Source organism: Nonomuraea sp. NPDC049378, assembly GCF_055586745.1.
On the sequence record NZ_JBVJHP010000001.1, the window covers coordinates 52,922 to 78,688 of the forward strand.

General features: G+C 72.9%; 25 protein-coding genes. 8 read left to right on the top strand and 17 right to left on the bottom strand.

What is annotated here, in order from left to right:
• The first annotated feature begins 106 nt into the window (after positions 1-106).
• Positions 107-1,078 carry an NAD(P)-dependent alcohol dehydrogenase gene (locus ACZ6SA_RS00195; protein WP_465825749.1) on the top strand — a complete coding sequence of 324 codons (972 nt, stop codon included), beginning with the start codon at positions 107-109 and terminating at the stop codon, positions 1,076-1,078.
• A 46-nt stretch (positions 1,079-1,124) separates the two neighbouring features.
• On the opposite strand, the gene ACZ6SA_RS00200 is transcribed toward ACZ6SA_RS00195, so the two are convergent.
• The 10 genes from ACZ6SA_RS00200 to ACZ6SA_RS00245 form a co-directional block, all read right to left on the bottom strand.
• On the bottom strand, positions 1,125-2,009 hold the full coding sequence (locus ACZ6SA_RS00200; protein ID WP_465825751.1) for an aldehyde dehydrogenase family protein: 885 nt from the start codon (positions 2,007-2,009) through the stop codon (positions 1,125-1,127).
• Positions 2,002-3,429, bottom strand: a complete 1,428-nt coding sequence (locus ACZ6SA_RS00205; RefSeq protein ID WP_347643123.1) for an aldehyde dehydrogenase family protein — start codon at positions 3,427-3,429, stop codon at positions 2,002-2,004. The genes ACZ6SA_RS00200 and ACZ6SA_RS00205 overlap by 8 nt, the downstream gene beginning before the upstream one ends.
• A 14-nt stretch (positions 3,430-3,443) precedes the next feature.
• On the bottom strand, positions 3,444-4,367 hold the full coding sequence (deoC, locus tag ACZ6SA_RS00210; protein WP_347642228.1) for a deoxyribose-phosphate aldolase: 924 nt from the start codon (positions 4,365-4,367) through the stop codon (positions 3,444-3,446).
• On the bottom strand, positions 4,360-5,367 hold the full coding sequence (locus ACZ6SA_RS00215; protein WP_347642227.1) for an ABC transporter permease: 1,008 nt from the start codon (positions 5,365-5,367) through the stop codon (positions 4,360-4,362). Before ACZ6SA_RS00215 ends, deoC begins: the two co-directional genes overlap by 8 nt.
• Positions 5,364-6,854, bottom strand: a complete 1,491-nt coding sequence (locus ACZ6SA_RS00220; RefSeq protein ID WP_465825754.1) for a sugar ABC transporter ATP-binding protein — start codon at positions 6,852-6,854, stop codon at positions 5,364-5,366. The genes ACZ6SA_RS00215 and ACZ6SA_RS00220 overlap by 4 nt, the downstream gene beginning before the upstream one ends.
• On the bottom strand, positions 6,851-7,816 hold the full coding sequence (locus ACZ6SA_RS00225) for a sugar-binding transcriptional regulator (RefSeq protein WP_465825756.1): 966 nt from the start codon (positions 7,814-7,816) through the stop codon (positions 6,851-6,853). Before ACZ6SA_RS00225 ends, ACZ6SA_RS00220 begins: the two co-directional genes overlap by 4 nt.
• Positions 7,813-9,327 (bottom strand): FGGY-family carbohydrate kinase, encoded by a 1,515-nt coding sequence (locus tag ACZ6SA_RS00230; protein WP_347642224.1) that lies wholly within the window; start codon positions 9,325-9,327, stop codon positions 7,813-7,815. The genes ACZ6SA_RS00225 and ACZ6SA_RS00230 overlap by 4 nt, the downstream gene beginning before the upstream one ends.
• Before the next feature lie 2 nt (positions 9,328-9,329).
• Positions 9,330-10,376 (bottom strand): galactitol-1-phosphate 5-dehydrogenase, encoded by a 1,047-nt coding sequence (locus ACZ6SA_RS00235; protein ID WP_347642223.1) that lies wholly within the window; start codon positions 10,374-10,376, stop codon positions 9,330-9,332.
• Positions 10,377-10,405: 29 nt separating this feature from the next.
• On the bottom strand, positions 10,406-11,380 hold the full coding sequence (locus ACZ6SA_RS00240; protein ID WP_465825759.1) for a substrate-binding domain-containing protein: 975 nt from the start codon (positions 11,378-11,380) through the stop codon (positions 10,406-10,408).
• Between the two features lie 196 nt (positions 11,381-11,576).
• A complete protein-coding gene (locus tag ACZ6SA_RS00245; RefSeq protein WP_347642221.1) occupies positions 11,577-12,782 on the bottom strand; it encodes a cytochrome P450 family protein in 1,206 nt (401 codons plus the stop codon).
• Between the two features lie 91 nt (positions 12,783-12,873).
• Here ACZ6SA_RS00245 and ACZ6SA_RS00250 point away from each other — a divergent pair, with 91 nt between their 5' ends.
• On the top strand, positions 12,874-13,491 hold the full coding sequence (locus ACZ6SA_RS00250; protein ID WP_347642220.1) for a TetR/AcrR family transcriptional regulator: 618 nt from the start codon (positions 12,874-12,876) through the stop codon (positions 13,489-13,491).
• Positions 13,492-13,526: 35 nt separating this feature from the next.
• On the opposite strand, the gene ACZ6SA_RS00255 is transcribed toward ACZ6SA_RS00250, so the two are convergent.
• From ACZ6SA_RS00255 to ACZ6SA_RS00270, 4 genes are all read right to left on the bottom strand, one after another.
• Positions 13,527-14,222: an ABC transporter ATP-binding protein gene (locus ACZ6SA_RS00255; protein WP_347642219.1), complete on the bottom strand. Its 696-nt coding sequence runs from the start codon at positions 14,220-14,222 to the stop codon at positions 13,527-13,529.
• Positions 14,198-15,025, bottom strand: coding sequence for an ABC transporter permease (locus ACZ6SA_RS00260; protein ID WP_347642218.1), 828 nt, complete (start codon positions 15,023-15,025; stop codon positions 14,198-14,200). Before ACZ6SA_RS00260 ends, ACZ6SA_RS00255 begins: the two co-directional genes overlap by 25 nt.
• Complete coding sequence (locus ACZ6SA_RS00265; protein ID WP_347642217.1) at positions 15,025-16,077, bottom strand: ABC transporter substrate-binding protein; 1,053 nt, start codon at positions 16,075-16,077, stop codon at positions 15,025-15,027. Before ACZ6SA_RS00265 ends, ACZ6SA_RS00260 begins: the two co-directional genes overlap by 1 nt.
• 138 nt (positions 16,078-16,215) lie before the next feature.
• A complete protein-coding gene (locus ACZ6SA_RS00270; protein ID WP_465825763.1) occupies positions 16,216-17,442 on the bottom strand; it encodes a helix-turn-helix transcriptional regulator in 1,227 nt (408 codons plus the stop codon).
• 129 nt (positions 17,443-17,571) lie between these two features.
• Here ACZ6SA_RS00270 and ACZ6SA_RS00275 point away from each other — a divergent pair, with 129 nt between their 5' ends.
• The 5 genes from ACZ6SA_RS00275 (at position 17,572) to ACZ6SA_RS00295 (ending at position 21,709) form a co-directional block, all read left to right on the top strand.
• Positions 17,572-18,153 (top strand): flavodoxin family protein, encoded by a 582-nt coding sequence (locus ACZ6SA_RS00275; RefSeq protein WP_347642215.1) that lies wholly within the window; start codon positions 17,572-17,574, stop codon positions 18,151-18,153.
• Positions 18,154-18,327: 174 nt separating this feature from the next.
• Positions 18,328-19,218, top strand: a complete 891-nt coding sequence (locus tag ACZ6SA_RS00280; RefSeq protein WP_347642214.1) for a sigma-70 family RNA polymerase sigma factor — start codon at positions 18,328-18,330, stop codon at positions 19,216-19,218.
• A gap of 189 nt (positions 19,219-19,407) precedes the next feature.
• Positions 19,408-20,073, top strand: coding sequence for a glycosyltransferase family 2 protein (locus ACZ6SA_RS00285; RefSeq protein ID WP_347642213.1), 666 nt, complete (start codon positions 19,408-19,410; stop codon positions 20,071-20,073).
• Entirely contained in the window at positions 20,070-20,708 is a 639-nt protein-coding gene (locus tag ACZ6SA_RS00290) for a TIGR04282 family arsenosugar biosynthesis glycosyltransferase (protein ID WP_465825765.1), read from the top strand. The genes ACZ6SA_RS00285 and ACZ6SA_RS00290 overlap by 4 nt, the downstream gene beginning before the upstream one ends.
• Complete coding sequence (locus ACZ6SA_RS00295; RefSeq protein ID WP_465825767.1) at positions 20,705-21,709, top strand: NAD-dependent epimerase/dehydratase family protein; 1,005 nt, start codon at positions 20,705-20,707, stop codon at positions 21,707-21,709. The genes ACZ6SA_RS00290 and ACZ6SA_RS00295 overlap by 4 nt, the downstream gene beginning before the upstream one ends.
• 192 nt (positions 21,710-21,901) lie before the next feature.
• Here the strand turns inward: ACZ6SA_RS00295 and ACZ6SA_RS00300 are convergent, their stop codons facing one another.
• Positions 21,902-22,525: a class I SAM-dependent methyltransferase gene (locus ACZ6SA_RS00300; protein ID WP_347642210.1), complete on the bottom strand. Its 624-nt coding sequence runs from the start codon at positions 22,523-22,525 to the stop codon at positions 21,902-21,904.
• A gap of 327 nt (positions 22,526-22,852) precedes the next feature.
• Between ACZ6SA_RS00300 and ACZ6SA_RS00305 the strand changes: the two genes are divergently transcribed.
• Positions 22,853-23,758: a class I SAM-dependent methyltransferase gene (locus ACZ6SA_RS00305; protein WP_465825768.1), complete on the top strand. Its 906-nt coding sequence runs from the start codon at positions 22,853-22,855 to the stop codon at positions 23,756-23,758.
• Positions 23,759-23,883: 125 nt separating this feature from the next.
• Here ACZ6SA_RS00305 and ACZ6SA_RS00310 read toward each other — a convergent pair whose 3' ends face one another.
• A complete protein-coding gene (locus tag ACZ6SA_RS00310; RefSeq protein WP_465825770.1) occupies positions 23,884-25,005 on the bottom strand; it encodes a Gfo/Idh/MocA family protein in 1,122 nt (373 codons plus the stop codon).
• Entirely contained in the window at positions 24,990-25,697 is a 708-nt protein-coding gene (locus ACZ6SA_RS00315; RefSeq protein ID WP_347642207.1) for a ThuA domain-containing protein, read from the bottom strand. The genes ACZ6SA_RS00310 and ACZ6SA_RS00315 overlap by 16 nt, the downstream gene beginning before the upstream one ends.
• Positions 25,698-25,767 lie beyond the last annotated feature (70 nt).

A 25,767-nucleotide genomic window follows, 5' to 3' on the forward strand; every position in this document is an offset into this window, starting at 1 on the left:
CGCCCTACTCGGGTGAGGCCTCCTTCCTCCCCCCCCCCCCCCCCTCCCTTCCCCCCCCCCCCCCCCCCCCCCCCCCCCGCGCCGGGGCGGCGGCTACAATCCAGGCATGAAAGCCGCGGTGCGATTACGGTACGGCTCGCCCGACGTGGTCAGCGTGATCGAGGTGGAAAAACCCGAGGTCAAGCCGGACGAGCTGCTCGTCAGGGTGCACGCGACCACGGTCAATCGCACCGACTGCGCGTTACGCGCCGCCAAGCCGTTCCTCTGGAGATTCTTCGCGGGTTTCTTCCGGCCAAGGATGCGCGTTCTCGGCAACGAGTTCGCCGGGGAGATAGCGGCCGTCGGCGACGAGGTCACCGCTTTCGAGGTCGGCGAGCGGGTGTTCGGCTACAACGACGCCACGTTCGGCGCCCACGCCGAGTACATGACCATCTCCGCGGACGGCACGCTCGCCACCATCCCCGACGGCCTGGGCTACGACGAGGCCGCTCCCAGCACCGAGGGTTCTCACTACGCGCTGTCCATCATCACGGCCGCGCAGGTCAGGGAGGGCCACGACGTCCTGGTCCACGGCGCGACCGGCGCCATCGGCTCGGCCGCGGTCCAGTTGCTGAAGGCCCGCGGGGCCGTCGTGACGGCGGTCTGCGACACGCGGACCATGGAGCTGGTACGCGGTCTGGGCGCCGACCGGGTCATCGACCGCACCGCCGTCGACTTCACCCGCGACACGGAGAGGTACGACGTCGTGATCGACGCGGTCGGCAAGAGCACGTTCGGCCGCTGCCGCCGGCTGCTGAAACCGCGTGGCGTTTACGCCGCCTCCGACGTCGGCCCGTTGTGGCAGAACGTGTTCCTCCCGCTCGTCACCCGGCCGCTCGGCGGCAGGAAAGTGCTCATGCCCCTGCCGAGAAACGACCGGGAAACGGCCCTGTATTTCCGCGACCTGATCGAGTCCGGCCGTTTCACCCCGGTCATCGACCGGCGATATCCGCTGGCCGACATCGTCGAGGCGCACCGTTATGTCGACTCCGGCCGGAAAATCGGCAACGTCGTGATCACCATTGACCATTCCAGCTGACCGCCGCCTCCGGACCGGCCGTCACGGCCGCCCGGCCGGGTACCCGTCAGAGACCCATCGGGTGCCAGACGGTCTTCGTCTCCACGAAGGGCCGGATGCGGGCCACGCCGGGGTCGGCGGCGGACCAGTCGTCGTGGCGGCCCGGCCGTACGACCCGCTTGAGCGTGCCCGCCGCCAGCTCCTCCAGCTCGGCGGCCAGGCCGCCCGCCCCTGCCAGGTCCAGGGCGTTCACGTCGGCGTGCCCGGCCAGCGGCGGCGCCAGCTCGCCGAGCCGGCCGGTCAGGACGTTGACGACGCCGCCCGGCAGGTCGGAGGTGGCCAGCGCCTCGGCGAGCGTGACGGCGGGCAGCGGCGCCCGCTCGCTCGCCACCAGCACCGCCGTGTTGCCCGCGGTGATCACCGGCGCGAGCACCGCGACCAGGCCGAGCAGCGGGGAGCCGTCGGGCGCGAGGACGCCCGCGACCCCGGCCGGCTCGGGCTGGGAGTGGTTGAAGTAGGGGCCCGACACCGGGTTGGCCGCCCCGAGGACCTGGCCGAGCTTGTCGGCCCAGCCGGCGTAGTAGACCCAGCGGTCGATCGCGGCGGACACCACCCCCTGGGCCCGCGCCTCGCTCATGCCCTGGGCGGCGGCCACCTCGGCGGCGAACTGGGCGCGCCGCCCCTCCATCATCTCGGCGATCCGGTAGAGGATCTGGCCGCGGTTGTAGGCGGTGCGGCCGGACCAGCCGGGAAAGGCCTTGCGCGCCGCCACGACGGCGTCGCGCACGTCCTTGCGCGACGCCAGGGCGGCGTTGGCGAGGTGGACTCCGCGGGAGGATGTCACCGGGTACGACCTGCCTGATTCCGAACGCGGGAACGCCCCGCCGAGATAGAGCTTGTACGTCCTGCGCACGGCCACGCGGGCCGGCGCGGAAGCGGTCCTGTCAGCCAAGGTATGCCTCCAGCCCGTGCCGGCCGCCCTCGCGGCCGTAACCGGACTCCTTGTAGCCGCCGAACGGGCTGGCGGGATCGAACACGTTGAAGGTGTTGGACCACACGACGCCGGCGCGCAGCCGGCTCGCGGTCCACAACATGCGGGAGCCCTTCTCCGTCCACACCCCGGCGGACAGCCCGTACGGCGTGTTGTTCGCCTTGGCGACGGCCTCCTCGGGGGTGCGGAAGGTGAGCACCGACAGCACCGGGCCGAAGATCTCCTCGCGGGCGATCCTGTGCGCCTGCGTGACGCCGGTGAACACGGTGGGCGGGAACCAGTAGCCGCGCTCCGGGATCGGGCACGCGGGCGACCAGCCGCTCGCGCCCTCCGCCTCGCCGGCGGCGGCCAGGTCGCGGATCCTGGCGAGCTGCGCGGCCGAGTTGATCGCGCCGATGTCGGTGTTCTTGTCGAGCGGGTCGCCGAGCCGCAGCCGCTCGATCCTGGCCCGCAGCCTGGCCAGCAGTTCCTCGGCGATCGACTCCTGGACCAGCAGGCGGGAGCCCGCGCAGCACACGTGGCCCTGGTTGAAGAAGATCCCGGAGACGATGCCCTCCACGGCCTGGTCGATCGCCGCGTCGTCGTACACGATGTTGGCGCCCTTGCCGCCCAGCTCCAGGGTGAGCCGCTTGCCGGTGCCCGCCACGGCGCGGGCGATCTCCTTGCCGACGCCGGTCGAGCCGGTGAAGGCCACCTTGTCCGCGTCCGGGTGGGCGACCACGGCCCGGCCGGTGCCGCCCGCGCCGGTCACGATGTTGACCACGCCGGGCGGCAGCTCCGCCTCCTGGCAGATCTCCGCGAACGCCAGGGCCGTCAGCGGGGTGGTCTCGGCGGGCTTGAGCACCACCGTGTTGCCGGTCGCCAGCGCGGGCGCGACCTTCCACGCGAGCATCAGCAGCGGGAAGTTCCAGGGGATGACCTGCGCGGCCACGCCGAGCGGGCGCGGTGAGGGGCCGAGCCCGGCGTGCGCGAGCTTGTCCGCCCAGCCCGCGTGGTAGAAGAAGTGCGCCGCGACCAGGGGAAGGTCCACGTCGCGGGTCTCCTTGACGGGCTTGCCGTTGTCGAGCGATTCGAGCACGGCCAGCTCGCGGGCGCGTTCCTGGATGATGCGCGCGATCCTGAACAGGTATTTGCCGCGCTCCGCGCCGGGCAGCGGCGACCACACCCGTTCGTGGGCCCGGCGGGCGGCGGCGAAGGCGCGGTCCACGTCGGCCTCGGACGCCGCGGCCACCTCGGCGAGCGGCTCCTCGTCGGCCGGGTTGACCGTCACGATCCGCTCGTCGCTCTTGGCCTCGGTGAACTCGCCGTCGATGAACAGGTCGTACGCCGGCCGGATCGTCACGATCGACCGTGATTCCGGCGCGGGCGCGTAGTCGAAGATCTCCACGGGTCCCCTCAGTCGATCGTGTAGTAGTCGGGCCCTGCGTAGTGCCCGGTGTCGAGCTTGGCGCGCTGCATGAGCAGGTCGTTCAGCAGCGTCGAGGCGCCGAGCCGGAACAGCGCAGGGTCCAGCCAGCTCTCCCCGGCCACCTCCTTGACCAGAACCAGGTAGCGGATCGCGTCCTTGGTGGTGCGGATGCCGCCGGCCGGCTTCACCCCGGCCTGCCGTCCCGCGGCGGCCCGGTAGTCCCTGACCGCCTCCAGCATGACCAGGGTGACCGGCAGGGTGGCGGCGGGCGCGACCTTGCCGGTGGAGGTCTTGATGAAGTCGGCCCCGGCGTGCAGCGCGAGCCAGGACGCCCGGCGTACGTTGTCGTAGGTGACGAGCTCGCCGGTCTCGAGGATGACCTTCAGGTGCGCTGGGCCGCAGCACTCCTTGACCGCCACGATCTCGTCGAAGACCTTGCGGTAGTCGCCGGCGAGGAACGCGCCCCTGTCGATGACCATGTCGATCTCGGTGGCTCCGGCGGCGACCGCCGTACGCGTGTCGGCCAGCTTCACCTCCAGCGACGTGCGCCCGGCGGGGAAGCCGGTGGCGACCGAGGCGAGCCCCACGCCGCTGCCCGCCAGGACGGGTGCGGCCACCGGGATCATGTCGGGATAGACGCAGACCGCGGCGACCGGGGGCGCGGTGTGGTCGGCCGGGTCGGGCCGCATGGCCTTGGCCGCCAGGGCGCGGACCTTGCCGGGGGTGTCGGCCCCTTCGAGCGTGGTCAGGTCGACCATGCGGATGGCCAGGTCGATCGCCTGGCGCTTGGCCGTGGTCTTGATCGACCGGGTGGCCAGGTCGGCGGCGCGGCGGCGCACGCCCACCTCGTCGACGCCGGGCAGCCCGTGCAGGCAGGCCCGCAACGAGCCGGGTGGAAGGGTGTCAGGCACGGGCGCCACGCCTTTCGATCAGCATGTTGAGTACGAGGGCGACCAGCAGGATCAGGCCGGTCACCACCATCTGGAAGAAGGAGCCCAGGCCGAGCAGGTTGCACAGGTTGCGCAGCACCGACAGCAGCAGCACCGCCACGAAGGTGCCGAACACCCCGCCCCTGCCGCCGAACAGGTTGGTGCCGCCGAGGACGACGGCCGCGATGGCGTCCAGCTCCAGCCCGTTGAACGCGGTGGGCTGGCCGACGGTCAGCCGCGAGGTGAGCAGCACGCCCGCGAGCGCCGCCAGCGCGCCGGACACCGCGAACACGGTGGTGATCACGCCGCGCACCGGCAGCCCCGACAGCCGCGCGGCCTCCTTGTTGCTGCCGACGGCGTAGACGTACTCGCCGAAGGTGGTGCCGCGCAGCACCACGGCGGCGAGGATCGTGATCGCCACGAAGATGATCCCGACGATCGGGACGTAGCCGACGAACCCGCCGCCGAGCAGCTGGAACGACTCCGCCCCCGCCGCCTCCGCGGGCTTGCCGTCGGTCAGCAGGTACGTGAGCCCGCGGATCGCGGTGAGCCCGGCGAGCGTGGTCATGAAGGCCGGCAACGCCAGGTACGCCGACAGCCCGCCCATGATCGCGCCGAACACTGCGCCGGCCAGCACGCTGAGCAGGATCGCCGGGAGCACGGGCACGCCCGAGGTCATGAGGATGGCGACCGTCATCCCGCCGAAGGCGGCCACGCTGCCGACCGACAGGTCGATGCCCGCGGTCAGCACCACCATGGTCATGCCGATGGCGACGATCCCGGTGAGCGACGACTGCTGCAGCAGGTTGGCGATGTTGCGGCCGGTGAGGAACTGCGGGGCCAACAGCGTCGCGACCACGCACAACGCGAGGAAGACCAGCAGCAGGTTGGACTTGACGATCAGGTCGGCGCCGCGCCGCGACCGGGCGCCGCCGGCCTGCTCGGCGGACGCGGCCACCGAGGATCCGATCGAGGTGGTCATGGTGTCGCTCCTGTGATGACGGCGTGCGCTATGGCGCTCTCCGGGCTGACCCTCGGGTCGAAACGGGTGATGTTGCGGCCCTCGTACAGGACCTGGATGCGGTCGGCGTTGGCGGTCAGCTCGTTGAGCTCGCTGCTGGCGAGCAGGACCGCCACGCCCTGGCCGGCGAGGTCGCGTACCTGGCGGTAGAGGTCGGCCTTGGCGCCGACGTCGAGCCCGCGGGTGGGCTCATCCAGCAGCAGGACCCTGATCCCGCCCCTGGTGATCCACTTGGCCAGCACGACCTTCTGCTGGTTGCCGCCGGACAGCTGGCCGACGACCTGGCCCTGCCCCGCGGTCTTGACGCCGAGCCCGGCCAGCGCGGGTGCGGCCAGGCGCCGCCCGAGCCGCCCGGGCAGCAGCCACGGTGGCCGGCCGAGGGCCGCGATCGCCGCGTTGCGGCCCACCGAGAGGCCCAGCATCAGACCCTGTTCCTTGCGGCTCTCGGGCACCAGCGCGAGGCCGGCGCGCACCGCGGCGGCCGGGTTGCCCGCCCTGAGCGGCCGGCCGTCCAGCCGGGCGGTGACGTGCGCCTTCAGGTCGCCGAAGAGCGCCCGCAGCAGCGTGGTACGGCCCGCGCCGCCCAGTCCGGCCAGCCCGACGACCTCGCCGGGGCGCACCTCGACGTCGCGCACGTCGAGCAGCCCCGGCACGTGGACCCGGTCGACGACCAGCAGCGGCTCGCCCTCGGGGGCGGGATGACCGGCGGGGCGCACGAGCTCCTTGGCCTCGCCGATCATCGCGGCCACGATCTCGTCCTGCGTGGTCGAGGCCAGGTCGTAGACGCCCGCTGTCCGGCCGTCGCGCAGCACGGTGGCGCGGTCGCCGATCTCCTTGACCTCGTCGAGCCGGTGCGAGATGAAGATGACCGAGCGTCCTTCCTCCGTGAGCGACCGGATGACGCCGAACACCGCCGCCAGCTCGCTCTCGCCGAGCGTGGCGGACGGCTCGTCCATGACGATCACCCGCGCGTCGGCGGTCAGCGCCTTGGCGATGGCGGTGAGCTGCTGGGCCGCGATGGGCAGGTCCCTGACGCGGGTGGTCACGGGGAAGCGCGCGCCGACCCGGTCGAGCGCCTGGCGGGCCAGCCTCGCCCGCCGCGCCCTGCGGACGAACGGGCCGAGCCGGGGCGAGCGGCCCAGCAGCAGGTTCTGCGCCACGGTGAGGTCGGGCAGCAGGTCGAGCTCCTGGTAGATGACGGCGACGCCGGCGGCCAGCCCGGCGTGCGGGGTCGAAGGGCTGAACGGCTCGCCGTCCAGCAGGATCGTCCCCTCGTCCGGACGGTAGGAGCCGGACAGGATCTTCATCAGCGTGCTCTTGCCCGCGCCGTTCTCGCCCAGCAGGCAGTGCACCTCGCCGGCCCGTACGGTCAGCTCCACGCCGTCCAGGGCGACCGTGCCGGGGAACCGTTTGACGATCCCCGACATCCGCAGCCGCTCGTCCGTCATGCGCCCTCCTTCCACGTGTCCAGCAGGTACGTCGCGCTCTGATCGTCGGTGATCAGCACGTCGCAGAGGCGGCTCGCCACGACGGCCCGGCACACCGCGTGCTTGGCCTCGCCGCTGACGAGCGCGACGGAGGCGGTGGACGCGCGCAGGACGTCCAGTGACAGGCCGAGGGTGCGCCCGTCCAGGCCGGGGTCCACGATGCGGCCGTCGCCGTCGATGAAGCGGCCCAGCACGTCGCCCACCGCGCCGGCCTCCGCGAGCCTGGACAGGTGGCCGGCGTCGATCTGGCCGGAGTCGACCAGCACGGAGTCGCTGCCCATGCCGCCGGGGCTGAACAGGAACAGGTCGGCCCGGGTGGCGAGGGCGAGCACGTCGGAGACGGCCCGGTCGCTCTCCAGCACGGCCCGGGTGCTCTGCTGCTCCAGGATCGCCGGGGCGGGCAGCAGCGTGGCGGTGCCGCCGCCGTGATGGGCGATCAGGCTCGCCATGCTGTGCGCGCTGGTCGGCTGCCGCGACCGGCTGAGCGCGCCGTTGATCTGCACGACGTTGACGCCGGTGGCCCATCCGGGTTTGAGCCCGCCGGCCAGCCGGTCGAGCGTGCGCCCCCACGACACGCCGATCAGCCGGGGTGTGGGCCGCATCGCCATGAGATGGTCGGCGCCGGCCGCGGCGACCCGGTCGCGCAGGTCCTCCGCGCCGCTGTTGCCGCCGCCGGCCACCACGACCGCGTCCCGCAGCCCGCAGCGCTCCTTGAGCGACTGTTCCAGGGCACGCACCCGGGACCTCGGGTGCAGCACCTCGATCCGGACGATCCCGGCCTGGCGCGCCTCGGCCAGCATCCTGCCCACCTTCCAGCGGGTCAGGTGCAGGGCGTGGGCGATCTGTTCCTGGGTCTCGCCGCCTTCGTAGTAGCGGATGGCGACCTCGTAGAGCTGGTCGTCGTAGTCGGCAGGGACGGTCATGGGTCCTGCCTCCGTTCCGGCGCGTTCATGCGGTGCGCGAGCGGCGTGGTGGCCTCGGTGGCCGCCCGGTAGTCGGCATAGCCCTGCCGGTAGGCGTCCCGGTGCTCGGGGATCGGCTCGATGGTGCGGGTGCGCGGCGCGTACTCGGCCGCCGCCTCGGCGAGCGAGGCGTGCCGCCCGGCGCCGACCGAGGCGATCACCGAGCAGGCGCGCAACGTCAGGTTGTCGCCCGCGACCAGGCTGACCGGCCGGCCGAGCACGTCGGCGGTCGTCTGGAGCCACAGCTCGTTGTGCCGGATTCCGCCGGACAGGAAGATCTCCTCCACGCCGATCCCGCCCTCGGTGAACGAGTCGATGACCTGCCTGGTGCCGTACGCGACGCCCTCCACGGCGGCCCGGTAGACCTGCTCGGGCGAGCTGGCCAGGGTCAGCCCGAGCACCGCCCCGCGCAGCAGCGGATCGCGCAGGGGCGTGCGGTTGCCCATGAAGTAGTCGAGGACGATCAGGCCGTGATCGACCGGCGGCAGCGCCGACGCGGCCTCGATGAGCCCGCCGATCTCGGCTCGCGGCCGTCCCATGAGCCGCTCCCCCGCCCAGGCCAGCACCGAGCCCGCGCTCACCTGGCCGCCCTCGACGAGCCAGCGCCCGGTGCGCAGCGCGTCCGGGTACGGCCCCCACACGGTGGGCGGGAAGACCGGTTCGGCGATCTCCGTGACGAACGCGTTGGACGTGCCGCAGACGATCGACACCCGGCCCTCGGGCGCGCCGCCGACGGCCAGCAGCGACAGGTGCGCGTCGATCCCGCCGGACGCGACGACGGCCGGGCCGGTGATCCCCAGCTCCTCGCGGGCCTCGGCGCCGACGGGCCCGATCGGGTCGCCGACGGGGACGATCTCGTCCGGCAGCTTGCCGGCCAGGTCGCCGACGCCGAGCTGCTCGTACAGGTCGTGCGGGAACCCGGCGCCGCGCGGGTCGTAGTTGCTCTTGCAGACCGCGTTCATCCGCGATCCCGCCCACCGCCCGGTGAGCCGCCACACCATGTAGTCGACCGCCTCGGTGATGCGCGCGGCCCGGCGGTAGGTCTCGGGCTCGTGGCGGGCCAGCCACATGGCCTTGGGCACCAGCCATTCCACCGCGTCCGAGCCGCCCGAGTAGCGGAGCACCGGGTGGCCGCTGCGCGCGGTCAGCGCCGACTCCTCGCCGGCCCGGCCGTCCATCCAGAGCAGGGCGGGCCGCAGGGGGCGCCCGTTCCGGTCGAGGACGGCCACCGTGGAGGCCGTGGTGGCCACCGCGACCCCGGCGATCTCCGGGTTCCCCGCCTCGGCGAGCGCCGCGCGGGCGGCGCGGACGCTCGCCCGCCACCAGTGCTCCGGGTCCTGCTCGGCCCAGCCGGGCCGGGGGAAGCTGGTCGGGTAGGCGTCGTCACCCGTCCCGGCCTGCGTGCCCTCCACGGTGTAGACCGCCGCGCGAGCGCCCTCCGTGCCGAGGTCGAGGGCGAGGAAAGCGCTCATCGTCACTCCTCGTTCGGCAGGAAGAGCACCTTGGAGCTGAAGATGGAACGTTCCCCGAGTCCGGCCATGGTCTCGGGCAGCGCCTCCAGCCCCAGCTCATGCGTGATCATGAACTTCCAGGCCAGCTCGCCGGAGGCGAGCAACCTGGCCGCCTCCCGCCACTCCTCGCCGGGGAACGGCGCCGAGAAGGAGTTCCACGCGCCGTGCAGCGTGACCTCGCGGCGCAGGAAGGAGCTGAACGTGGCCTTGGGCAGCACCACGGGCTCGTGCGGGATGCCGATGAACACCGCCTCGCCGTGCCGGGCCGTCAGCGCCACCGCCTGGTCGACGGTGGCCGGCACGCCCGCGGACTCGACGACCACGTCGTACCCCTCGCCGACCAGGTCGGCGGCGGCCTCGGAACTGGTGGCGGTGTGCGTGGCGCCCGCCTCCGTCGCCATGGCGGCCTTCTGCTCGTTCAGCTCGATCACGAGCACCTCGGCGGCGCCGGCGATGCGCGCCCACTGCACGGCGAACAGCCCGATGGGGCCGGCGCCGACGACCGCGACCCGGTGGCCGCCGCGCATCTTCGTCCGCCACAGGGCGTGCAGGGCGATCGCCGCCGGGTCCAGCATGGCCGCCGCCCTCGGGTCGAGGTCGGCGGGCAACACCATGAGGTTCTCGTCGGGGACGGTGACGTACTGGGCGTACGCGCCGTCCCTGCGGCTGCCGAAGTAGCCGTAGTTCTGGCACAGGCTGAAGTGCCCCTGGCTGCACGGCGCGCAGGCGTGGCACGGGATGAGCGGGGGCACGGTGACCAGGTCGCCCTCGCGCACGCGCCCCGTGGCGGCCAGGCGTTCGCCCATCCGGACCACGTGACCCGAGAACTCGTGGCCGCAGATGATCGGGAAGTGGTACGCCCCCGCGGACAACATGCGCGGGATGTCCGATCCGCACACCCCGCAGGCGGCGACGCGGACGAGCGCCTCGCCGGGGCCGGGCTCGGGTACGGGCACCTGCTCCACCCGGATGTCCCCGGGCGCGTGGAGCACTGCGGCCTGCATGGTCATGTCTCCGCCTTCCTGGTATTCGCCGGTCGTCACTGCTCGCGCGCCTGGGCGAACTCTCCGGACCCGGTGTACTGGGCCGCGTTGTCCGGGTCGATCAGCTCGGTACCCGCGTCGATGGAGGGCTCGACCTTCTCGCCCTTGCCGACCTTGAGCACCGTCTCCACGGCCTTCGAGCCGAGCGAGATGGGGTCGTTGAGCGCCGTGGCGACGTACTGCCCGCCGCCGGCGATCTCCTTGACCGCCTCCATGAGCCCGTCCACGCCGGCGACGAGGACCTTGCTCTTGCCGCTCTCGTTGAGCACCTTCAGCGCGCCGAGCGCCATGTCGTCGTTGTGCGCGTAGACGGCGGCCACGCCGGGGTTGACCTGGAGCAGGTCCTGCATGGCCGTGACGGCCTTGGCCCGGACGTAGTCCGCGTACGGCCCCTCCACGATCTTGATCTTCGGGTTGGATTTGACGGCCTCGTGGAATCCGGCGCTGCGGTCGCGTGCCACGGCGCCGCCCGCGTCTCCCTTGATCTCGATGACGGTGCCGCCCTTGGCGCCGAGCTGCTCGCTGAGGCGCTTGCCGACGAGCTCGCCCATCGCCTTGTTGTCGCGCCCGACGTGGGCGACCGCGCCCTCGGCGACCGGCCGGTCCACGGTCACCACCGACACTCCGGCGGCCTTGGCGGCGGCGAGGCCGGGCTGCACGCCCTGCGGGTCGACCGGGTTGATGAGCAGGACGTCGACCTGCCGGGTGATGAGGTCCTGGACGTCGTTGTTCTGCTTGGTGACGTCCCCGCCCGCGTCCGCGAAGTGGAGCGTGGCGCCGGCCTTCTCGGCGGCGGCTTCGGCTCCTTCGCGCAGCTGCACGTAGAACGGGGACTGCTGGGTCGCCTGGCTGAAGCCGATGACGAGCGGGCCGTCGCCGGCCTCCTGGCCGGCGTCGGCGGTGGACCCGCCGGGGGTGGTCGACACCGAGCACGCGGCCAGGGCGATGGCGGAAAGAAGGAGGACAGGCATTTTGAACAGCCGGAATCCACGCATAGGGACCTCCGTATGTGACGTGGTAACGCACGCTAAGTCGCCCGTTCACCTGGCAGCAACACATGAGCCGAAATTTGCTCATATGAGCACGCGCTACCCGCCACAGCACAAACTGCCTGCACAGAGGTCCCTGCGGCCACCGCCCCCTCTGGGGGGAGGGGCGGTGGGCCGGTCAGCGTTCGAGCACCACGGGCAGCGCCTCCAGCCCGCGGACGATCACCAGAGGGCTCTGGTAACGCAACCGGAGCTGCTCCGCCGGGCACGCCAGCCGGATCCCGGGGAAGCGCCCGAACAGGGACGCGAAGGCCACCATGCCTTCCAGCCTGGCCAGCGGCGCCCCGAGACAGAAGTGCATGCCGTGCCCGAACGCCAGATGCGGGTTGTCCCCCCTGGCCAGGTCGAGCTCGCCCGGGCGGTCGAAGCGCAGGGGATCGCGGTCGGCCCCGGCCAAGGAGACCAGAACCAGGTTTCCCGCGGGGATCGTGAAGCCGCCGAGCTCGACGTCCTCCAGGGTGAAGCGGAACGTGGCGTTCTCGACCGGGCTGTCATAGCGCAGCAACTCCTCCACGGCCGAAGGCAGCAGCCCGGGGTCGGCGATGAGCGCGTCGAGCTGGTCCCGGTTGCGGAGCAGGGCGAGCGTGCCGTTGCCGATGAGGTTGACCGTGGTCTCGTGCCCGGCGATGAGCAGCAGCATGAGCGTGCCGCGCAGTTCGTCCTCGTCGAGCTCGCCCCGTTCGTCCGCGGCCACGATCAGAGCGCTGAGCAGGTCGGGCTGGTCCTCGTGCGGCACCTCGCGGTCGACGCCGCTCCTGCACCGCTCGATCAGGCCGGACAGGTAGACCTCCAGCGCCGCCATGCCTTCCTCACGCCGCCGCCTCTCGTCAGGCGTCGAGACGACGAGGGTCATGGCGCGGGTCCAGGCACGGAACCTGTCGCGGTCCTCGACGGGGACGCCGAGCATCTCGCAGATCACGGTGATCGGGAGCTGGAAGGCGAACCGGTCGATGAGGTCGATCTCCTCCCCCGTGGGCAGCGCGTCGAGCAGGTCGTCGGTGATCTGCTGGATGCGCGGGCGCAGCGCCTCCACGCGTCTCGGCGTGAACGCCCTGCCGACGACCCGGCGCAGGCGGGTGTGGTCGGGCGGGTCGCTCGACAACATGTTGACGCCGACGGGTCCCGCCGCCTCGGTGACGAGCCCCGAGTCGCGCAGGAAGCCAGGGGCGTTCTTGGGGTGTTTGGACAGCCGCTGGTCGTGCAGCGCCGCGCGGGCCTCCTCGTATCGGGTGATCATGTACGCCTCGCCGCCCAGCGGCGTGGCGACACGGTGCACGGGACCGGCCTCGCGAAGCGTCGCGTAGCGGGAATACGCATCGTCCATGTCGCTCTCTTCCCTCTGTAGAAACGGTGTCGTATCTATAAGACGCTACGACTCGGCGTATAGATACGCAAGCGTTGCTATAGTGGGCAGGGTGAGCGACGAGGAAAGCCCGCCCCGCGCCAAGCGTCGCGGCCGCGAGGCCATGCGCCAGGCCATCCGGCAGGCGATGCTCGACGAGCTGGTGGAGCATGGCTACGGCGATGTCTCCATCGAAGGGGTGGCCCTGAGAGCCGGCGCGGCCAAGACCTCGGTCTACCGCTACTGGCCCAGCAAGGAAGACCTCGCCATCGACGCGCTGGAGCACGTCCTGCCCTCGACGGAAGGGCATGAGAGCACCGGCAGGATCCGCGAGGACTTCCGTGCCGCGTCCCGCATGATGGCCCGCTCCCTCGCCGGGCAGGCCGGCGACGTCCTGATGACCCTGGTGGCGGAGCGGCGGCGGCACCCTGCGGTCGCCGAGGCCGTCATGGAGAGGCTCGTCCGTCCCCGCCAGCGGGCCATGCTGGAGCTGCTGCGCCAGGCCGCCGCCCGCGGGGAGATCACCGCCGGGTCGGCCTCCGCCATCCCGGTGCTGGTCGGAAGCGGCCTGCTGCTGCAGCACTTCATGCACCACGGCACGTCACCCGACGACGAGCAGATCGACGAGTACATCGACCAGGCCGTCATGCCGCTGCTGGCCAGGCCGGGGCCCTCCGGCCCGCCGGCCTGACGCCGTGCCCGTCCGTCAGGAGCGCGCGGGCCGCCTCACCCGCGTTCCGCGGTCACGCCGAGGGCCCGCAGCAGCTCGGCGCGGATCTGGCCGGCGCCCGCGCCGGCGCCGAGCCGCTGCTCCGCCGCGATCCGGCCCCTGTCGAGCACGAGAACGCGATCGGCCAGCGCGATCGCCTCGTCCACGTCGTGGGTCACGAGGAGCACGGCGGGCCGGTGCTGCTCGACCAGGCGGCGCAGCAGCCCGTGCATCCTGAGCCTGGTCAGGGCGTCGAGCGCGCCGAAGGGCTCGTCGGCGAGCAGCAGCCTGGGCTCGCGCACCAGCGACCGGGCCAGCGCCACCCGCTGCTGCTCGCCGCCCGACAGCTCGTTGGGCCAGGCGCGTTCCCGCCCGGCCAGGCCCACCTCGGCCAGGCTCTCCCGGCCGCGCTCCACCGCGCCGTCGAGGCCGAGCACGACGTTGTCCAGCACCCGCTGCCAAGGCAGCAGCCTGGCGTCCTGGAAGACGACCGACACCTGCGCCGGCACCTCGATCAGCCCGTCGCCCGCCACGTCGAAGTCCAGCCCGGCCAGCGCCCGCAACAACGTGCTCTTCCCCGACCCGCTCTGCCCGAGCAGCGCCACGAACTCTCCTGGCGCGATCTCCAGGTCCAGCCCGTCCAGGATGGCCCGCGAGCCGTAGTGGCGGGTCAGGCCCTCGACGCGGATCAGCTCGCCAACGTCCGTCGCCACGACAGCGCCCTCCTCTCGACGAGCTTGACCCCGGCGTCGGAGAAGAGGCCCAGCAGGCCGTACAGGACGAGCCCGACGAGGATGACGTCGGTCTGCCCGTACGTGCGCGCCAGGTCCATCATGTAGCCGATGCCGCTGGTGGCGTTGATCAGCTCGGCCACGACCAGGTAGAGCCAGGCCGTCATGACGGCGAACCGCAGCCCGAGCAGGAACCCGGGCAGCGCGCCCGGCAGCACCACCTTCCGCACGAACGCGCCACGCCCGAGGCCGACCGTCTCGGCCAGCTCGACGTAGCGGCTGTCGATGGCGCGCAGGCCGTTGTGGGTGTGGATGTAGATCGGCACGAGCACGCCGACGGCGATGACCGTCACCTTCATCACCTCGCCGATGCCCAGCCAGAGGATCAGCAGCGGCATCACCGCGAGCGACGGGATGGCCCGCTTGAGCTGGACGGGGCCGTCGATCAGGGCTTCACCCCAGCGGCTCAGCCCGGACACCAGCGCGAGCAGCGTGCCGAGCGGGATGCCGATCGCCAGCCCCAGCACGACCCGCTGGACCGAGGCGAGCAGGTGGTCCTGCAGCCGGCCGGTACCGACCAGGTCGTACGCGGTGGCGACCACGGTCCACGGAGCGGACAGGAAGCGGGGGTCGAGCCGGCCCGTGGCCGAGGCGGCGGCCCAGAGCGCGAGCAGCAGGAACGGGCCGAGCAGGAACCCGAGCCTGATCCGCCGGCCGGGACGCAGGCGGCGGCGGGCACGCGGGCGCGGTGCGGCGCTCGCCGGGCGGGAGGTGACGAGCGTCATCAGGCACCGTCCTTGACCGCGTCGGCGCCGACCGTCTGGAAGCGCGAGTCGTACAGGTCCTGGGCCTTCAGCGGCGGGTTGCCGGTCTCCTCGGCCAGGAGGTCGATGGTCTCCTGGTGCCGGGCGACGACCTGCGACCAGTCTGCCGGGATCTCGGGCTCGCCCGCCTGGTCGACCAGATATCGGCCGTCGGCGGCGGACAGGCCCTGGTCCTTGACGTAGTAGCCGTCGATCCATTCCCTGGGGTGCTCGTAGGTCCAGCGGGTGGCGCGCGCCCAGGCGGCGACGTACTCGCGCAGCGCGGCGGCCTTCGCCGGGTCCTCCAGCACCTGCCGGCGCACGTACAGGTGGGCCGGGTCGTCGCGCAGGCCGTGGCGGACGGTGGTGGCGCCGTCCTTGCCGAACTTCGTGAGGTACCGCTTGATGTTGACGCCGCCGATCGGGGCCACGTCCACCTGCCGGGAGGCCAGCGCGTTCGGGTAGACGTCGCCGGTGCTCGGCAGCTCGACCAGGGTGACGTCGTCCTTGGTCAGCCCAGCCCGCTTCAGGACCCTGAGCATCAGGGCGCCCTGCGCCTGGCCGGGGCTGAAGGCGATCTTCTTGCCGCGCAGGTCGGCCAGGGTCTTCACGTTCGCCCCCGGCGCGATGCCGAGCTCGTAGATCGGGTGGTTCAGCGGGTCCTTGCGGAACTTCGCGGCGACGATCTTCACGGACAGCCCGGTCCAGGTCGCGTGGACGGGCGGGATGTCCGCGACCGCGCCGACGTCGAGCGCCTCCGCCCGGAACGCCTCGCTGGTCTGCGGGCCGCCGCTGATGTTGGCCCATTCGATGGCGAACGAGAACGCGTCGATCTCACCCGAGAGCTGGAGCGCGACCTTGGTCGAGGGGTCACCGATGATCAGCTTGGTGCCCTTGGGAACGGAGCTCGGCAGCGGCGCGTCCGCCGGGAGCGCCGCCGCCGGCCGCTCTCCCGCGCCGGCCTGGGCACACGCGGTCAGAGCGGCGAGCAGGAGCATGGCGAGCGCGGGGCGCGACAGGGAGGGAACAGGCATCCGGCATGGCCCTTCGACGTGCGACAGGAGATCAAGTCCTCCTCACGATAGGCACGCCCCACCCTTAAATCAATATTTCCTACCAATTTTATTGGTAATTACGGGATGGAGGAGGTCGCGAGCCCGTGGGGTCGCAGGTCAGCCGGTGCGCCGGAGCCCTCGGGCCAGGGCGGCGGCCTCTCCCCGGGTGGTGACGCCGAGCTTGCCGAGGATGTTGGCCACGTGGAACTTGACGGTGTTCTCGCTGATGCCCAGCCGCTCGGCGATCGCGCGGTTGCGACGGCCCAGCGCCAACTCGTCGAGGACGTCGTGCTCCCTGGGGTTCAGCGCGTCCAGCGGGGCCGCGGGCGGCCCGGCGGCGATCGGGACGGACGCGACGATCGTCGTGCCCCAGCCGGGAACCGGGTCGGCCTCCAGCACCCCGCCCAGCCCGGCCAGGCGGTCGCGGAGCCGGTGGACCGGCAGCGCGTCGGCGGCGATCGTGCCCGGCCCGTCGTCGCGCACCGTCACCCGCAGCACGAGATCCGCCACCTGCCAGGACACCCTGATCCGGCTCACCCCGCCCTGCTGGAGCATGGCCAGCACCGCGCCGAGCGCCACGGATCTGGCGGCGCGCGCCACCACCCCCGGCAGGGGACGGCCCGGCGGCTCGGGCGCCACCAGGTCGAGGGCGATGGCGTCGTACCGGGTGAGCAGCGACAGCTTGTCGGTGAGGATGCCGAACGCCTCGCCCGCGCGCTCCTCTCCGGCCTCCCGCTCGCCGCCGTTGCGCGTCTCGATCAGCGCGGGTACGGCCAGCTCGATGGCGGTACGGCGGGCCGCGGCGTCGTCGAGCCTGCGCGAGCGCAGCACCCCGAGCAGCGCGGTGAGCGTGGCGGCGTGCGCGTCGGCCAGATCGGTGTCGGGGACCGCCGTGAGCGCGCCGACACGTTCGGCGCCGGTGACCAGGTCGGCGAGGTGCAGGACGGCGACCTCCACGAGCTGCTGGACGAGGCCGCGCACGGCGGGCGAGGGCTCGGCGTCGTCGCCGAGGACGATGGCGGCCATGCCACTTCGTGACTCGGGCGGCCTGACCGCGACCGCCAGCACCTGGCGCGGCTCACCGCCCAACCGGAGCCGCCCGAGCCACGGCGTGCGCACGTCGACCCGGCCGAGCAGCGGCTCCATCTCATCGGCGGTCACCTCGTCGAGGCCGTGGGTCAGCAGCGGAGACATGAGCACGCAGTCGCCGGCGAGCAGGGCCAGCCCGTCATGCGGCAGCACGGTCGCCAGCACGCGTGACAACCGCGGCAGGATCTCGTCGAACGGCGCCCGCAGCACGTCCAGCACCGCGGACATGGCGCCCGACCACGACTCATCGGCCATGGCGTTCAGATTAGCCCGGCCGTCCGCGGCAACGGCCACCCGTTCGGGTGGGCGCGGACCACCCGAACGGCCGGTTCGCCCGGGACGGCCGCCGCGCCAGGCTGTCGGCATGAGGACATTGAGGAGAACATGATGACTCTTGTGGCGGTGGCCTACCACAGCGGGTACGGGCACACGGCGCGGCTGGCCGAAGCGGTGCGCACCGGGGCGACGGCGGTGGCCGGCGTCAAGGCCGAGACGGTGCCGGTGAACGGCATCACGGAGGCGCAGTGGTCGATTCTCGACGCGGCCGACGCGATCGTCTTCGGCACGCCCACCTACATGGGCTCGGCCAGCCCTGACTTCCACACCTTCGCCCGCGACTCGGTCAGCCGCTGGCAGGACCAGGCGTGGGAGGGCAAGCTGGCGGCCGGGTTCACCAACTCCGGATCGATGAGCGGCGACAAGCTGCACACGCTCGAATACCTCGCCCTGCTGGCCGCGCAGCACGGCATGCTCTGGGTCGGCCTCGGCCTGAAGTCCGGATGGAACGCCGGCACCGCCTCCGAGCACGACCTCAACCGGCTCGGTGTCTGGCTCGGCGCGGCCGCCCAGTCCAACATCGACGAAGGGCCCGACCTGATGCACGACTCCGACCTGCGCACCGCCCAGCACCTCGGCGCCAGGGTCGCCGGGTACGCCGCCCTCCTCGCCGCCGCGAAGGCGGCCTGAGAGGGGGACGGCGCGCCGCGGGTCACGTGTCGAGATGCGGGCGATCATGGTCTTCCCCTCCCGCTCACGCGTTCCTGCCGTACGGGCACACATGAGGATTCGCCGAATCCGTCACCTTCGCCGGGCCCGTTCCGTCAAGGAAGGGAACGACCCTGATCGAAGGATGATGTGACCGTGGACGCTGACGAGTTCCTGGCCGGACGATTCGCAGAACACCGCACCCACCTGAAGGCGGTGGCGTACCGGATGCTCGGCTCTCTCACCGAGGCCGACGACGCGGTGCAGGAGGCGTGGCTGCGGCTCAGCCGTACGGACTCCGGCGCGATCGGCAACCTGGGCGGCTGGCTCACCACGGTGGTCGGCCGGGTCTGCCTGGACATGCTGCGCGCACGCGCCGCGCGCCGCGAGGCGCCTCTGGAGCACCGGCTGCCCGATCCGGTCGTCAGCCCCGAGGACGGAGGCGACCCCGAGCAGGAGGCGCTGATCGCCGACGCCGTCGGCCTGGCGCTGCAGGTGGTGCTGGACTCGCTGCGCCCGGCTGAACGGCTGGCTTTCGTGCTGCACGACATGTTCGCGGTGCCGTTCGAGCAGATCGCCACGATCGTGGACCGCTCCCCCGACACGGCCAAGAAGCTGGCCAGCCGGGCCAGACAGCGGGTACGGGGGACGATCCCGTCGGCCGACCGCGACCCCGTACGCCAGCGCCGGGTCGTCGACGCCTTCCTGGCGGCCGCTCGCGGCGGTGACTTCGCCGCGCTGCTCGCCGTCCTGGATCCCGACGTGGTCCTGCGCATCGACGCGGGCGCCTTCGCCGAGGGTGGTTCGTGGACGATCAGCGGCGCCGCCGCGGTGGCCGGGCACGCCCCGAACTTCCAGCGGTTCACGACCACCCACACCGTGCAGCGCGTGCTGGTGAACGGGGCGGCCGGGCTGATCAGCAGCGAGGACGGCCGGCCGCGATCGGTTCTCGGCTTCACCATCGCCGACGGCAGGATCGCCGCGATCGACATCCTCTCCGACCCCGAACGTGTCGCACGGCTCGACCTGGCCCTGCCGCGGGGCTGACGGGTGGAGTCCGGAACCACGCGGTGCCCCCACCGGCCCGGACGGTGTACGCGGACGGGCCTCAGAGGCCGGAGCGGGTGGGCCGGCTGCCGCGTCCGGTTCTCCTGATGGCTCTGGGCTGGTCATTTCTCGGAAAGACGGCACCCGGCGCAAGGGTGCGAACCGGGACATCGCCGTAGCGTCGGTGGCATGAAGATCGACGTGGTGCTGCCCTGCCTCAACGAGGCGGCGGCCCTGCCGTGGGTGCTCGGGCGGATGCCGCACGGCTTCCACCCGATCGTGGTCGACAACGGCTCGGCGGACGGATCAGCGAAGATCGCCGCCGAGCTCGGCGCGACGGTGGTGAGCGAGCCGCGGACCGGGTTCGGCGCCGCCTGCCACGCCGGGCTCGCCGCCGCCACCTCGGACGTCGTGTGCTTCATGGACGCCGACGCGTCGCTGGATCCCGAGCAGCTGCCCCGGGTGAGCGGGCCCGTCATGGCCGGCGAGGCCGACCTCGTCCTGGGTCGCCGGGTCCGCCGGCCCGGCGCGTCGTGGCCGGCGCACGCCAGGCTGGGCAACGCCGTGCTGGCCAGGCGGTTGCGCCGCCGTACCGGTGCCCGGCTGCGCGATCTGGGGCCGATGCGCGCCTGCCGGCGCGTCGCGCTGCTCCGGCTGGGGATCGTCGACCGGCGCTTCGGCTACCCGCTGGAGATGGTCCTGCGCGCAGGGGCGGCGCGCTGGCGCATCGTCGAGGTCGACGTCGACTACCTGCCCCGCAACGGCCGGTCGAAGGTGACCGGCACCGTACGCGGCACCCTGCGGGCCGTCGGCGACATGCGGCGGGTCATGACCCGCCAGGACGGAACCGCGTGAACCGGACGCAGATCGTCGTGATCGCCAAGGAGCCCGTGCCGGGGAAGGTCAAGACCCGGCTCGTCCCGCCGCTCACCTCCGAGGAGGCGGCCGCCGTGGCCGGGGCCGCGCTGGAGGACACGCTGCGCGCGGTCGCCCGGGCGCCCGCCGTACGCCGGGTGCTGGCCCTCGACGGCGCGCCCGGAGCGTGGCTGCCCTCAGGATTCACCGTGCTCCCGCAGCGCGGCGGCGGCCTGGACGAGCGGCTGGCGGCGGCCTTCGAGGACGCGTACCGGCTGCTGCCCGTCCCCGTCGTGCTGATCGGCATGGACACCCCGCAGATCACCCCGGACCTGCTGGCCGAGGCCGTGGCCCTGCTCGACGGCCGCGACGCGGTGTTCGGCCCCGCGAACGACGGCGGCTTCTGGCTGCTCGGGCTGCGCGACCCCGACCCCGCGCTGCTGCTCGGCGTGCCCATGTCGGAGCCGGACACCGGAGAGGTGCAGCTGCGGCGGATGGAGGAGGCGGGGATGAGCGTCGCGTCGTTGCCGTGCCTGACCGACGTGGACACCATGGCGGACGCGGTCGAGGTGGCGGCGCTGGCCCCCCACTCCCGTTACGCCGCCGCGCTCGCCGGGACCGGGACGCGGTTGTGACCGGCGCCCGTGACCGGACGGTGGTGGTGACGGGCGCCGCCGGGTTCATCGGCAGTCACGTGGTGGCGGCGCTGGAGGCGTCAGGTCACGAGGTCGTGCCGCTCGACCTGCGCTCCGGCGGGGACGTACGCGACCCCGTACTGCTCGACCGGGTGCTGGCGGGCGCCGGCGCGGTCGTGCACCAGGCGGCCAGGGTCGGCCTCGGCGTGGACGTGGCCGACCTGCCCGGCTACGCCTCGACCAACGTGTACGGCACGGCCGTGCTGCTGGCCGCGATGGCCGCCCGCGACGTCAGGCGCCTGGTGCTGGCCTCCTCCATGGTGGTCTACGGCGAGGGCGCCTACGACTGCGCGCGGCACGGCCGGGTGCGGCCCGGCCCGCGCTCGGCCGAGGACCTGGCGCGGGGGTCGTTCGAGCCGTGCTGCCCCCGCTGCGGCGACCAGGTGCGCTGCTCCCCCATCGACGAGGACGCGCCGATGGATCCGCGCAACGCCTACGCCACCACGAAGCTCGCGCAGGAACACCTCGCCGCGAACTGGGCGCGCGAGACCGGCGGCACCGCGGTCGCCCTCCGCTACCACAACGTGTACGGCCCCAGGATGCCCAGGGACACCCCCTACTCGGGGGTCGCGGCGATCTTCCGGTCGGCGCTGGAGGCCGGTCGTGCGCCCCGGGTGTTCGAGGACGGCGCGCAGACACGCGACTTCGTCCACGTCCGCGACGTCGCCGGCGCCAACGTGGCCGCCCTCGCCGGTGGCCGGGCGGGGTGCCTGGCGGCGTACAACATCGCGAGCGGGGAGCCGCACACCGTCGGGGAGCTGGCCGGGGAACTGGCGGCCCAGCGCGGCGGCCCCGAGCCGGTCACCACCGGGGAGTACCGGCTGGGCGACGTGCGCCACATCGTGGCCGCGCCGCACCGGGCCGCCGCGGAGCTCGGCTTCCGGGCGCGGATCCGTTTCGCGGAGGGCATGAAGGAGTTCGCCACCGCACCACTCGCCTGAGCCGGACCAACCCCCCACCACACCACTCCGCCCGAACCGGAGCACCACCGCCACCACACCACTCCGCCCGAGCCGGGCCACCACCGCCACCGCACCACTCGCCGGAGCGAGAGCGTCACGGCTTCCGCAGCCACTCGCTGGAGCCGGGCCACCGGCGTCACCGCGGCGCCTCGCCCTGCCCGGGAAGACCGGCTACGGTGTCGGGCCGGTGCAGGTGGCGAACCAGCGGCCGGCGACGGTCCACAGGTCGACGGTGGGGAAGCCGCAGCCTGCGGCGAGCGGGCCGATGTCGTCGGCGCAGACGGTCGCCCACCGGAACCAGTCGCCGGTGCGGCCACCCTGGCGCAGCCGTACGCGGTCCACCGTGCTCCCCGAACCCGGCGCGCGCACCTCGGCGAGCACGGACCCGCCCGGCCTGACCAGCTGCCGCAGGCGCCGCAGCAGCGCCACGGGATCGCCGCCGATCCCGATGTTGCCGTCGGCCAGCAGTGCCTCGGCCCACAGCCCGGCGCAGGGAACGGGTTGGAAGACGCACCCGAGCAGGGCCAGGCCGCCCGCGCGCCGGGTCAGCTCGACCGCCAGGGGGGTGATGTCGATGCCGAGGGCGAAGACGCCCCTGCGGGCGAGCGCCGCGGTCAGCCGGCCGGCTCCAGAACCGACGTCCAGGGTGGGGCCGCCGCACCGGTCCAGCACGTCGTCGTCGCCGTCGATGGGCCGCAGCCAGCGTTCGGCGGCGAGCGGGCGGACGCGGCCGTCGGCGTACTCGACCTCGACGTACCGTCCTCGCAGGTTGTGCTCGTAGAACGCGCCGATCATGGCGCCCCGGCTCCCGCGGGGGATCGGATCCGTCTCCCCCGAGCGTCCGGCACGATGCCGCGCGCGTCCGGACGCGGGCCGGACGGACCCGGACGCGGGCCGGGTGGGCCGGTGCGCGTTCTCGGTCGCGCGGCCTCGTGACGTGGTGCCGCGGACGCGTCAGGCGCGCGGCCGGGCGGCGTATCCGGCACTCATCCCCCCGAATCCGATGTCGGATGCTGGTGTCCTTACCGGATATACCGTCTGTTATTCCTCGTTCACCCTGCGCATTCGCGTGCGCGGGAAAAGCGTTGGCACGCGCGTTCGCCCCGTCGCTAGCGTGTCGCCGTGACGTACGAGAACCCCCTGGCCTACGTGCTCGGCCTCGAAGGCATGGCTCTGATGCGCTCCTTCACCGGCGAGCACGACCGCGCGTTCGTCGAGGCGCGCATCGCCGAGATCCGGCGCCTGCTGGACGATCCGGCACTGGCCGATGCCGCCGTCGACGTCGTCCGCGTCGACACCGTCGAGGGTTACCGGATCTGGTCCCGCACGTACGACGATCCCAACTCGGCCTTCTCCTACGACGAGCCGATCATCGAGGAGATCGTCGGCACGCTGCCGCCGGGCCTCGCCCTGGACGCCGCGTGCGGCACGGGCAGGGTCGCCGCGGCCCTGGCCGGTCGCGGCCACCGGGTCATCGGCGTCGACAGCTCCCCCGACATGCTCGCCCGCGCTCGCGAGCGAGTGCCGGAGGGCGACTTCCGGCTCGGCCCGCTCGACCGGTTGCCGGTCGATGACGCCTCCGTCGACCTGATCGTCTGTTCCCTGGCGCTCACCCATGTCCCCTCGCTGGATCCGGTGCTGGCCGAGTTCGCCAGGGTGCTGCGCCCGGGCGGGCACGTGGTGCTCTCCGACATCCACCCGGAGGGCGTGGCCCGCGGCATCATCCCGTCGTTGCGGCTGCCGGACGACCGGCCCGCCCGCGTGGCCACCTACCACCACCGGATCGGCGACTACGTACGCGCCGCGCTGGGGGCGGGGCTTGAGGTGCGCCGTTGCGAGGAGCCTCGGGAGCCCGGCGCCGAGGTTCCCGAACCGCAGGATCCGCCGAAGGAGCCGGGGGCCCTGGGCCCCTGGGACCTGTGGCCGTGGGTCCTGGTCGACCACGCGCCCGAGGCGGCGCGGGCGGCCATCGACGGCGTCCCCGCCGTCGTCGTCTGGCACCTCCAGCGCCCGGCTCTTCGATCGTGAACACGTTCCTCACCACCTGCTCGCGCGCGTAGGCGAGGAGGCCCGGCGGCCGGTGGCCGGGCGGTCCTCCGTCCGAGACCCTCCGTCCCGTCCACGACGGGACGGAGGGCCGAACCGTCGCACGCCTACGGCAGGCCGTCGAGCCCGCCGGCGAGGGAGCGCAGGGCCACGGGCGGGGGGCGTTCGCAGGTGCTCGCGATGGTCACCGCCGTGCCGGAGCGCGCCGCGTCCAGCAGCGACTCCATGACGTCGAGCACGTGGAAGGCCAGCGATCCGCCCGCGCGCGGCTCCGCGCCGCCGGCCGCGTGGAGTCCGGCCGACGCGAGGTCCGCCAGTCCCACGCCGCGCCCGGCCTCGACGTAGCCGGCCGCCGCCGGCAGCTCCCGCCAGCCCTCCTCCCCCAGCACCGACGCCAGGACGGCGCCGTCGAAGTGGTTCGGGTCGGGTACGACGAGCGAGCCCTTCTCCCCGTGCACCTCGATGTTGGGTGACCTGGTCGCGACCCCGTCGAAGCTCATCACGAGCGTGGACAGCGCCCCTGACGCGTGCACGAGCACCCCGGTGACGTGGGTGTCGACGCTGACCGGGATCTCCTCGCCCTGCCGGGGGCCCGAGCCGATCGTGCGTTTGGCCCGGGTGCGCCCGGCGGCGCCGACGACGGTCGCGACCGGCCCGAGCAGCGTCACCAGGCAGGTGATGTAGTAGGGGCCCATGTCGAGCAGCGGGCCGCCGCCGGGGGCGTAGTAGAAGTCGGGGTTGGGGTGCCAGCGCTCGTGACCCGGCGTCATCATCGTCGCGGTGGCCGCGACGGGCCGCCCGATCAGGCCGTCGTCGATCGCCTTGCGCGCGGTCTGCGTGCCCGTCCCTAACACCGTGTCGGGCGCGCAGCCGACGCGCACCCCGGCCTCGCCGGCCGCCTGCAGCACCCGCGCCGCGTCGGCCACTTTCGCGGCCAGGGGCTTCTCGCAGTAGACGTCCTTGCCGGCGGCGATGGCCTGCAACGCGACCTCGGCATGGGCCGCCGGGACGGTCAGGTTGAGCACGACGTCGACGCGCGGGTCGGCCATCAGCCCGGCCACGCTCAGCACGTCGGTGCCGGGGTAGGGCCGTACCGCCTCCCGCGCCCTGTCGAGGTCGAGGTCGGCCACCGCGACCAGCCGCACCTGCGGCAGCCGTTCGATGGTGCGGAAATACTGGGCGGAGATCGCGCCGCACCCGACGACGCCCACGTTCACCGGCTCGCCCACACCATGCCCCTTTCGATGACGGTGCGTACGCTGTCGTGCTGGAGCACGTCGACGCTGTGCCCCGGGGTCGCGACGAAGATCCGGCCCTTCCCCCACCGGCGGGTCCAGATGGCGGGCGAGGTCACCTCGCGGTGCCACGGGTCCCACGGGCGCACCCGCTGCGTGGTCGTGGCCAGCACGTCGACGTAGTCGTCCGTCAGCACCCAGTACTGCTCGGTGACGAGGTCGAAGTCGGCGATGCCCTCGGTGATGGGGTGGCCGGCCGCCTCGGGCGACATGTTCACGGTGTACGGGACGAAGTAGTGCTCCTGCCTGCCCACGTCGTCGGCGTCCGGGCCCTTGCCCGGGTGGCAGGCGAACTGCCCGCCGACGAGGTGCAGGTAGTCGGATGAGTTACGGAAGGAGTCGGCGATGCCGCCGTGCCAGCCCGCCATCCCGGTGCCGGCGCGGATCGCGGCCTCCAGCCCCTGCAGCTCGGCCCGCTCGATCGTGCCCATGGTGTAGCACTGCACGACGAGGTCGACGCCGGACATGAACGCGGGGTCCGCGTACGGTGCGGGAGAGTCCGCCTTGACCACCTCGAATCCCTGCTTCTCCAGGAAGGGCACGAAGAGTTCCGTGGCCTCGACGGGGGCGTGCCCCTCCCAGCCTCCCCGCACCACAAGGGCCTTCCTGCCGTTCTCACCTGTCATGCCATCACCCATCGTTCTGTGGTCAACGACTCCGATGGTCGCATCCCGCCCCGCGTTCCAGGAGGCCGGG

Bases quoted from the DNA above. Each gene is read 5' to 3' on its own strand.
- ACZ6SA_RS00195 (WP_465825749.1), top strand. From the start codon at position 107: ATGAAAGCCGCGGTGCGATTACGGTACGGCTCGCCCGACGTGGTCAGC.
- ACZ6SA_RS00215 (WP_347642227.1), bottom strand. From the start codon at position 5,367: ATGACCACCTCGATCGGATCCTCGGTGGCCGCGTCCGCCGAGCAGGCC.
- ACZ6SA_RS00220 (WP_465825754.1), bottom strand. From the start codon at position 6,854: ATGACGGACGAGCGGCTGCGGATGTCGGGGATCGTCAAACGGTTCCCC.
- ACZ6SA_RS00225 (WP_465825756.1), bottom strand. From the start codon at position 7,816: ATGACCGTCCCTGCCGACTACGACGACCAGCTCTACGAGGTCGCCATC.
- ACZ6SA_RS00230 (WP_347642224.1), bottom strand. From the start codon at position 9,327: ATGAGCGCTTTCCTCGCCCTCGACCTCGGCACGGAGGGCGCTCGCGCG.
- ACZ6SA_RS00235 (WP_347642223.1), bottom strand. From the start codon at position 10,376: ATGACCATGCAGGCCGCAGTGCTCCACGCGCCCGGGGACATCCGGGTG.
- ACZ6SA_RS00240 (WP_465825759.1), bottom strand. From the start codon at position 11,380: ATGCCTGTCCTCCTTCTTTCCGCCATCGCCCTGGCCGCGTGCTCGGTG.
- ACZ6SA_RS00245 (WP_347642221.1), bottom strand. From the start codon at position 12,782: ATGGACGATGCGTATTCCCGCTACGCGACGCTTCGCGAGGCCGGTCCC.
- ACZ6SA_RS00260 (WP_347642218.1), bottom strand. From the start codon at position 15,025: ATGACGCTCGTCACCTCCCGCCCGGCGAGCGCCGCACCGCGCCCGCGT.
- ACZ6SA_RS00265 (WP_347642217.1), bottom strand. From the start codon at position 16,077: ATGCCTGTTCCCTCCCTGTCGCGCCCCGCGCTCGCCATGCTCCTGCTC.
- ACZ6SA_RS00270 (WP_465825763.1), bottom strand. From the start codon at position 17,442: ATGGCCGATGAGTCGTGGTCGGGCGCCATGTCCGCGGTGCTGGACGTG.
- ACZ6SA_RS00275 (WP_347642215.1), top strand. From the start codon at position 17,572: ATGATGACTCTTGTGGCGGTGGCCTACCACAGCGGGTACGGGCACACG.
- ACZ6SA_RS00285 (WP_347642213.1), top strand. From the start codon at position 19,408: ATGAAGATCGACGTGGTGCTGCCCTGCCTCAACGAGGCGGCGGCCCTG.
- ACZ6SA_RS00300 (WP_347642210.1), bottom strand. From the start codon at position 22,525: ATGATCGGCGCGTTCTACGAGCACAACCTGCGAGGACGGTACGTCGAG.
- ACZ6SA_RS00315 (WP_347642207.1), bottom strand. From the start codon at position 25,697: ATGACAGGTGAGAACGGCAGGAAGGCCCTTGTGGTGCGGGGAGGCTGG.